An 8,918-nucleotide genomic window follows, 5' to 3' on the forward strand; every position below is an offset into this window, starting at 1 on the left:
AGACGTTAGCCTGACGTCGTGGTTCTTCCCTCTACTCTTACAGCCGGAACTGTTGCAAAGGCGGCGATGCCCCTAGTCTTCGCCGCCGCGAAAGCAGCGTCGTCGGCCGCGTGGAAGCTCTATAAATCGACGTACCGGGTCGAACTACCATCCCAAAAGGACCTTCAGCCGGTTACCGTCTGGCTAGCAGAGCAGATCGAAGCGACTCTTGCAATGCAAGATGAAGTTATAGACTCTCGACTCAAGAGCTACCTAGAGTCACCCGACTTTAGTGTGCTCATGCAGCACATCTTCGTATTTCTCTTCGCCGGGAGAGACCCGGTTAACTCTGAGCCCCTACGTTCCGAAATCCTTCGAGGACTCAGCAATAGAGGACTAACCTCCGCAAAAGAAGCCGACGCGCTCCTGCGAATTCTTTGTTCTACCGCCGCAAAGATTACCGAACAAGCCAGCGTTTACGATGACGAACTGTCTTCAGAAGTCAATTCAGAAGCACACACGATCATGTCTACGCTGTATCTAGAGTCCATCGATAATCAGTTGAGAGAACTGCTGTCGCTGCCGACGCTCGATCTGTCGAGAATCGAGGAGATCACGGCAACATTCTCCGCCGCAGTCATTAGAAAATTCGGTAGAATACAACCGCAATCTTTTGATGGTGTTGACCCTGTACCTATAGACAGCCTATTTGTATCGCCCGAGGTAAGGCGTAAAGACCGCTCAGGTTCCGGCGAATACGAAGAAGCTTTGCAGCTTGAGAATATTACCGCCATTCCCCGCGCCGTAATTCTAGGAAATCCGGGGGGCGGCAAAACAACGCTGACCCGCAAAATTGCAAGCGCAATCGCGCTAGGCGAGGTGCGTTTGCATGGCGTAGATCGCCAGATCGTTCCATTCGTTATTATCATTCGCGACTTTGGTAACTACCTCCAAAATGAGGCCGGTTCGATAGCCGACTACATTCTCGAACAGTCGAACTCTGTCTACCAGATCGTAATGGATCGATCTACTCTAGACTACCTGTTAATGACTGGCCGAATATACATAATATTTGATGGCTTAGACGAACTCTTAGATACAAACTATCGGAAAGAAATCGCTGAAATAATCGACACCTTCGCGTGGGCTCATCCAACCGCTAATATGCTCATCACGTCGCGAAAAGTAGGCTACTCGCATAACTCGATGGACCCCAATGTGTTCAGCGAGCTCAGCTTGGGAGGATTTACCGAAAATCAAGTGCAAAGTTACGTAAAGAAGTGGTTCGATCTATCGCCCGATCTTAGCCTATCGCAACGAGATGAAATCTCTTCCAACTTCATGTCCGAGTCTGCTCACGCTTCGGATATTCGCTCGAACCCACTTATGCTCGGATTGATGTGCACAATTTACAAGACTGAATCTTATATACCGCGCAATCGTCCCGAGGTGTATAAAAAGTGTTCTGAAATGTTGTTCAAGACATGGGACAGAAGCCGGGGGCTCTTTACGCCGCTTCCTTTTGAAGCACACCTCGAAGGCGTCTTAGCCTCCGTGGCATACAAGATATACAGCTCCCCAAACTTGCAGGCTGGAATTACAGATAATCAGCTGAGCGGCCTCGCCGCAGACTACCTACTTCAATGGGCATACGAGCAGCGGGCGGAAGCCGAAGCTGCCGCCCGAGACTTCTTCTCGTTTTGCAAAGGCCGAGCCTGGGTCCTTACAGAGGTCGGACTCGATCCAGCTGGAGAAGGGCTTTATCAATTCAGTCATCGTACTTTCCTAGAGTATTTCGCCGGTATGCATCTGGCCCGGAAGCACACCGATTCATCCTCGCTGTGTTCGGAACTGCTCCCAGGAATAGTATCTGGCGACTTAGATGTGGTCGCCGAGCTAGCAATTCAGATGAATGCAGTAAGAGTCGAAGGCGGTCCAGATAGGGCTGTATCGGCCCTACTGTCTGCTGCAGAAGACCTTACAGACTGGGAAAGCAAGGCCGCCCTCGTCATTTTCACTGCTCGTTCACTTTCCTATTTGGTTCCCTCGCCTCCCGTTGTCAGGCGGGTTGTTGCCTTGGTTGTCTCGTCCCTGTTTCCATATCCAATCGATGGCGCTGACACCCACGCCGAAAATGAGCGCGAGGACCTCGATCCCGAATCGCAACGTAAAGATCTTGAGTGGCTGTACCTAGATGCAGTCACTCATTTCAGGTCTGCGGCACGCGAATCTCGGGCGCAATTGGTGCGCGATTATGCAGACAGCGTTGCTCGTTTACTGTCAGACGTAGTTGATGGGACAGACACCAGCATACCGCTCCAGGAAATCACCGCGATGGCGTGGTCTTCGCCTCAGGGTATAGGCTTTAACCCTTTTGACGACACCGAAAAGACGGCAGAGATCACCCAACTTCGTGAGTCAGCTCTTGCCGTAATGAGGCAGCATAAAGACGAGTGGGATTGGGCGAAAATGGCGTTGTACTACGTCGACGAAATTCCAATTGATGATCTCCTATCTAAGTCACCAGAGATCGCGTTACATAGCCTGTCTAGTGTTCCTAGAGCACGGTTTGACTACGTGCCAGCCAGCATGGAATCCATTCGGTCGTTCTTCACCCGCGCGTTGAGAGATGATGCCGACACTGAATTTGACCGAGGCTATAAGGGCGTGCACAGAATTGCCGAATATCTCCGGAGTAGGCCGGAACCGACTATTCATGTGTTTGGAACTTTCAATATTGTGAACAACGCACTTATGGGTGCGCTTACTGTCGCGAAGGCGGGTAAACCTTCTGGGCCCGAGTTGACCCAGTCGGAGCTTGATGATATTGCAGTGCTCATCGCATACTTGACTCCGCCCGAGCACTTCAAGCGAACAAGATCCTCGCTGAGGGAAGTGAGCCAGCACTTAGAAGGCCCGCTAAAGGACCTGTGCGGGTGGTTTAGCTTGATGATGATTGGCCAGTCGCCGACAGTTGCCATGCCCTCAGAGGACCCGCTAGTGCAAATGTGGGCAAAGGCGACTTCCGACGCCGTCACGGACGAAAGCGAGCTGAGGCCACGGAAGTTGGCTGAACCAACCAAACCACGCCACCGAAAGAAGGGCTCCCGCTCGACCAAGCCAACCGATCTCCCCCAGTCGTAGAGTCATAGGACGCGAATCACTGGCGCTGTCAAGAGTTCCGACTTCAAGTTGTTCAAGTCGCCCCTTCGCCCCCCACACACCATTCTCAAATCTAATGAACTGAGACAGTCCCATCGCATGGCCCAGTGCACCAAAGACTCCCAGGTCGCCATGTCGCAGAAGTTGTATCAGAAAAAATGTCTCATATTGACATGTTCTGAGAGTTTTGCGACGATTGGCGCATGGCCGCAACCACCGCTCCCGCCGTCACCGGAACTGTCTTGGGTTATGCCCGCGTGAGCACCGGCCATCAGTCACTGGACCAGCAGGTCGATGCGCTCGTCGATGCCGGGGTCGATGAGGCGCGGGTCTACAGCGACAAACTGTCGGGAACCTCCACCCGCGAGCAGCGTCCCGGCCTGGCCGCTCTGCTTGACTACGCCCGCGAAGGTGACGTGATCGTGGTGGTCGGCATCGACCGCCTTGGCCGTAACGCCGCAGAGGTGATGACAACCATCAGGGAACTTGGGCAGCGCGGGATCGTCTTGCGTTCCCTTCGGGAGGGTATCGACACCTCTAACGCTGCTGGTCGGATGATCGCCGGCGTGTTGGCAAGCCTGGCGGAGCTGGAACTCGAACTAGGACGTGAGCGCCGTACCGCAGCGCGTGAGGCACGTAAGGCTCGCGGGCAGTCCATCGGGCGACCGAAAGCGCTGGACGCGCAGAAGACTGCACTGGCGCAGCGAATGCACGCGGCAGGGGAACCGGCCACCACCATCGCCTCAACCCTGGGCGTCAGCCGGGCGACCGTCTACCGCGTCCTGGCACAGGACAACGAGTCCTGATCTCAACCCCCTGGGGGGTGCCCCCATCGGCACCCCCGCGGTGGCCTCATACCGCCAGCGACTCCTCTCTCTCCGCAGATTTGAAACCAGCCACGGACCAAGCGGCCCCCTTGAGACCCCTAGCGTTGGCTGCTACATACAGCTGATTCAGGTTGTACCCCGCAGCGATACCTGCCTCACGCACAGCAGATGCCGCCACGGTGTCGCGGCCCTGCTCGCACAGCTCGGTGAGGTACGCATCAAACCACCGCTGGCAGGAGACCTTCGACGTAGCCGACTTCTGCGACCTGTGCGAATCCATGCTTACAACGGGACCCGACCGTTCATCCTGAACACCCCGTTCATCCCCGCCGACCTGCGACGGAACCCCCTGAACGGGCCGTTCACCCTGAACAGGCACCACCAGCCGGTAGCGAGTCCCGCCGGCAACCGGAACCTTCACCACCTGCCCCTCTTCAATCAGCTCAGCCAAGGCAAGTGGCAACAACTTCCGCCGGTGCGCCTTCCCCAACGACTCCCTCAAGTCGCTCCATGAAGCAGCCCCGCCCCGCTTGGTCAGCGTGGTAACGATGCTGGCCTTCACCGAGACGATTTGATCGCGTTGATAGTCCTCACGCCCCTCTGAACGCATTGCATCAGCCCGACCACGCTCACGAATCGCAGCTGCCCGAATGTCCGCCTCCTGCTGTAGCAATGAGGCACGAGTCTGGTCGGACACCTCCATGATCGTCCCTGACATGATCCAGTCCCGTTCGATCACCGCAGTCCGCCCATGCATGATCGCCATCAGCGCGGCGACCTTGCAGCGGGTCAGCAGCGCGTGCCCATCAAGGGCATCAACCTCGCCGCGATTACGTGCGGTGTTAGCGGCCTTGATCGCAGCAGCGATCTCGGGAATCGCGTAGACGATCTCGAACACACCATCAGCATCTGGGGCCCATTCCGGCATGTCGGTATCCAACGGTTCAGGATCGTCGAACTCGCCATCGGCGATGTTCGGATCAGTCACCGACACCCAAAGGAACCGCTGCGGAGTGCCACCAGACGTATCGCTGAACAACACCCCGGTGTGCCCCGGCTGCGCACCCACCGACATGCACGCCCGATAGGAATGAGCCGGAACGTTTCGGCTAGCGCCCTTGGTCGCATTGGCCTGCCCGAGCTGCTCGCCCATCGCCATGCTCTTGATCGTCGGCAGCACGATGCTGCCCTGAGTCCTCGTCAATCCCGTCAACGTGTCGATCTCGGACACATCGAAGATGACCGGCACAATCTCATCTGACTCCGATCGCTTGGTAAACGCTTCCGCAATCCCCTGACCCGAACCCAGCGGCAACACCAGAAGATCCTCGGGCCACGCCAAAGCAGCCACCGCCGCACTGGCACCCTTGCCGGTGCCTGAGCGACCTACGAACGCACACAACAGATTCAAGCTGGCCCGACCGCCAATCACCCCCGGCAGCTGCACAAAATGCGGAACGCTCGCCGAGACTCTCAGCAACACCCCAAACAGCACCGCCCACGGTGACACATGGCGAGCTTGAGCCCACTCATAGATCTTCCGCAGCTGATCGCTACCGGACTCTAGAAAGAACTGTTCATTAGTCAATTGATTGCCCTAAATTGATGGCACTGCAACAGAAGTGCAGTTGATCCGCTCATTGGAGAAGGCGCTACGCCGCATCGAACATGGCTTCAAAATGTGCCACGATCTCGTGCCGCTTCCACACGCGACGACGCCCCTGCTTAGCGGACTTGGGGAGCTGACCCAACCGCTCCCAGTACCGCACCGTGTCGATGCTCCGGCCGCAGTAATCCGCGATACCGGCAGCGTCGATGAACAAAGCGACTTCGGACATGTCCAACCTCAAAATCTCGGCAGCACGATGGACCCCTGCCGTTCAGGCTTGCGCAGTTGCGCACTGGACGCCGTGGGGTTTCGTGTCAGGTTGGCTGTCGTTGCTACATGCTGTGGGCGTCCACTGGTGGCGACAGTACACGAACACCTGTTCGACACAAGGCGGCACGCCGGGCGTGTCGCGACCGACCGTCGAGCGGCCTCTACCTCAGCACTGAGTCAATCGCATCGCGCGTCCGATCGTCCGAATCCGGCCACAGGTGCGAATAGGTGTCCAGTGTCTCCGCAGCAGACGCATGTCCCAAACGGGCCTGAACTGTCTTCACGGACTCCCCGTACCGGATCAGCAAGCTGGCGTAATAGTGCCTCAGCGAGTGCAGGCCGCTACGTGGCCCCAGCTTTGCGGCCTTCGCCGCCGCGTTCCAGTGGTATCCGAACGACGACCTGGGAATGGCCTTCCCGTTCCAGGTGAACACCAGCCCCTCGGGACTGGGCGGAAACTGTCTCATGTGTTCTTTGAGCGCCTCGACCACCACATCCGGCAAAGGAATCGTCCGATAGCTCGCCTGCGTTTTCGGCGGTCCAAACGTGACGGGATTCGCCCGGAGGAGTTGCTGGTCGACCTTCACTGTGCCGCTGCGGTCGCCGGGCTCGTCCGGCAGGTGCAGCCGATCTACGAGGAGGCCGAAGCACTCCCCCTTTCGCATACCGGTGCCAGCGGCGAACGTCGCCAGACCTTGCAGCTCGCTTGGCAACTTGCTCCGCACGATCTCGAATTGCTCAGTCGTCGGCGGCACGACCTTCGTGGGCACCTTTTTCGGTAGTTTGGTGCCCTCGCACGGATTAGACGAAATGCACCTGTCACGCACCGCATCTCTGAAGATGCCGAACACGACTCCGTGAACAACCCCCACCGTCGATGGTGCCAACTCGATCCCGGCTACCCACGCCTGTATCTCACTCGGGAGGATCGCAGCTATCGGCCGGTCACCCAGAACCGGGTACGTGTGAAGCCGCAGCCGGCTCTCCACGTGCTCGGCAGAGCTGTCCCGATGCACCTGCCGCTGACGCCACGCCTCCGCGTAGTCACGGAACGTGACTTGACCCGCAGCAGGGTCGATGTAGCTGCCGGTATGCAAGTCGGAATCAACCTGCCGCTTGTGCGCGTCTGCGTCGGCGCGCTTCTCCCACGACTTTGTGAGTTCCTTACCGGTTGGATCGACCCACCGAACGCGCCACCTCCTGCCCCTGCCGTGCAGCTTGGTGCACACCATCGTGCCGGGCGTTTTGAAATGTGTTCGGTCGGTACACCACAGCGGCCCGTCCACATTGTCGGCGGGATAGAACACCTGCTCACCCCTACGGGGGTCACGGTGCCATTGATCCTCCACGCCCGCCCGTACAGAACGTTTCATAGCCGGTGTGCTCACAGCGCGGATCGTACGCCGCCCTGCGTAGCCACTGCGTAGCGGATCGGTTCTCTGCTCACATATACGCTGCTAAAGCGCGGGAGGCGGACGAGCTGGCCTGTAAGCCGGATTCTGTTCCCGCCCGGAGTATCCGGGCGGGCGGCGACCATCCATCTGGACACACCGTCGCCGGGTGCCTCAAGCGGCCTACCCGCAGGCTCGGGCGAGCAGCCCTCGAACGCCTGCGCGACCACAACCGAGGTCGTGGCCTTCTTGGCCTTGCTCCGGGTGGGGTTTGCCTAGCCATCCCGGTCACCCGGGATGCTGGTGCGCTCTTACCGCACCGTTTCACCCTTACCTCCCTTACGGGTGGCGGTCTGTTTTCTGTGGCACTTTCCCGCGAGTCGCCTCGGATTGCCGTTAGCAATCACCCTGCTCTGTGAAGTCCGGACTTTCCTCGAACACCGGTTGCCCGGTGCCCGCGGCCGCCCGGCCAACTCGTCCGCGCGCGCTACCGTAGCACCATGTTGCCTGCCGCCCGCTATCTTCAGCGAGCAAAGGACCTGGCCGACGCCCGGTATGCCGAGCCGATCACCGTCGAGGATCTGGCCGCGGCCGCCGGGCTGCTGCGGTACACCGACCGCTCGGTGGCCGATATCTGCGCCATGGTCGGGTTGACCAGTGTCGGGTCGTTCACCACGACCTTCGCGCGGGTATACGGCCGCCCGCCCGCGGCCTACCGCGCGGCGCTACCGCCGGCCGCGGTTCATGCACGGATTCCCAGTTGCATCCTGGCCCGCGATACCCGCAAGACAGCACATCCGGAGAAGACGGGCGGCGTGCCGCGGTCGTAGCGTTGCCGCCATGATCAAGATCGCAAGTGCCCACCTGTGGGTTCATGACCAGCAAGTCGCGTTGGAGTACTGGACCGGGAAGGTCGGATTCGAAGTACACCAGGATGTTTCGCTACCCGATGTGGACGGGATCTTCCGGTGGCTGACCGTCGGCCCGCGCGGGCAGGACGATGTGTCGATCGTGCTGATGGCGGTGCCCGGGCCGCCGGTGATGGATGCGGCCACCCAGGAGCAGGTTCGCGAGCTGACCGCCAAGGGTTTCGCCGGGACCATCTTCCTGACCACCGACGACTGCCGCGCGTCGTTCGAGGAATTGCGTTCGCGCGGTGTCGAGTTCACCGAGGAGCCGCATGAGATGCCCTATGGCATCGACTGCGGGTTCCGCGACCCGTCGGGCAACAGTGTGCGGCTGACGCAACTGGCGGACGTGTCCAGCCTCGGCTGACCGGACGCTGCTCACCGCCCTTCGTCTCGGCCAGGCGACTGCGACTCAACACCCTCCTCAGTAGGGCGGTGGGTCGCTGTTGCTTTCGGCCTTTTGACGGGCGCGTTGTTCGCGGTTGCGGGTGCGTTCGGCGGTGATGCGTTGGGTTCGGGTTTGTGCTCGGGTGCGGCGCCGTGTGGGCAGCATGGTGCCACGGCACTCGTTGTCGAGCGGTGTGATGTTCCGTTTTCGTGGGACCGGAACGTCAAAGCGTCTGTCGGGGAACAGTATTGCCGCACCGGGTGCCGTGCGATACACATGGCCCGTCGGCGCCGTCCAACAGATCGTGCCGTCGGGTTCCATGACCGGTGTCCACCCATAGTGGGTCTTCAGCACGTGGTGTTCACGGCACATCGGGTGCAGGTT

7 protein-coding genes, 1 other RNA gene and 1 pseudogene are annotated in these 8,918 nt (G+C 59.2%); 4 read left to right on the forward strand and 5 right to left on the reverse strand.

All coding sequences use genetic code 11. From position 1 onward, the window contains the following. Positions 1-18: 18 nt before the first annotated feature. Together ACLBYA_RS29205 and ACLBYA_RS29210 are read left to right on the forward strand one after the other, a co-directional pair. The gene (locus ACLBYA_RS29205; RefSeq protein ID WP_447712975.1) at positions 19-3,123 is read left to right on the forward strand and encodes an NACHT domain-containing protein; all 3,105 of its coding nucleotides are present in this window, start codon (positions 19-21) and stop codon (positions 3,121-3,123) included. 221 nt (positions 3,124-3,344) lie between these two features. Continuing rightward, a complete protein-coding gene (locus tag ACLBYA_RS29210) occupies positions 3,345-3,947 on the forward strand; it encodes a recombinase family protein (RefSeq protein ID WP_447712976.1) in 603 nt (200 codons plus the stop codon). A 46-nt stretch (positions 3,948-3,993) separates the two neighbouring features. Here ACLBYA_RS29210 and ACLBYA_RS29215 read toward each other — a convergent pair whose 3' ends face one another. From ACLBYA_RS29215 to rnpB, 4 genes are all read right to left on the reverse strand, one after another. Then, complete coding sequence (locus ACLBYA_RS29215) at positions 3,994-5,556, reverse strand: hypothetical protein (RefSeq protein ID WP_447712977.1); 1,563 nt, start codon at positions 5,554-5,556, stop codon at positions 3,994-3,996. A gap of 64 nt (positions 5,557-5,620) precedes the next feature. Next, on the reverse strand, positions 5,621-5,806 hold the full coding sequence (locus ACLBYA_RS29220) for a helix-turn-helix transcriptional regulator (RefSeq protein WP_447712978.1): 186 nt from the start codon (positions 5,804-5,806) through the stop codon (positions 5,621-5,623). 202 nt (positions 5,807-6,008) lie between these two features. Continuing rightward, positions 6,009-7,154 (reverse strand): tyrosine-type recombinase/integrase, encoded by a 1,146-nt coding sequence (locus ACLBYA_RS29225; RefSeq protein ID WP_447712979.1) that lies wholly within the window; start codon positions 7,152-7,154, stop codon positions 6,009-6,011. A 165-nt stretch (positions 7,155-7,319) separates the two neighbouring features. Next, positions 7,320-7,715: RNase P RNA component class A (gene rnpB, locus ACLBYA_RS29230), an RNA gene on the reverse strand. 23 nt (positions 7,716-7,738) lie between these two features. On the opposite strand from rnpB, the gene ACLBYA_RS29235 reads away from it, so the two are divergent. Next, entirely contained in the window at positions 7,739-8,068 is a 330-nt protein-coding gene (locus tag ACLBYA_RS29235) for a helix-turn-helix domain-containing protein (protein ID WP_447712980.1), read from the forward strand. A gap of 10 nt (positions 8,069-8,078) precedes the next feature. Beyond that, positions 8,079-8,513: a VOC family protein gene (locus ACLBYA_RS29240; RefSeq protein ID WP_447712981.1), complete on the forward strand. Its 435-nt coding sequence runs from the start codon at positions 8,079-8,081 to the stop codon at positions 8,511-8,513. 57 nt (positions 8,514-8,570) lie between these two features. Here the strand turns inward: ACLBYA_RS29240 and ACLBYA_RS29245 are convergent. Continuing rightward, positions 8,571-8,918: pseudogene (locus tag ACLBYA_RS29245) on the reverse strand (HNH endonuclease); the annotation flags it as partial.

Source organism: Mycobacterium sp. C31M (assembly GCF_053345865.1).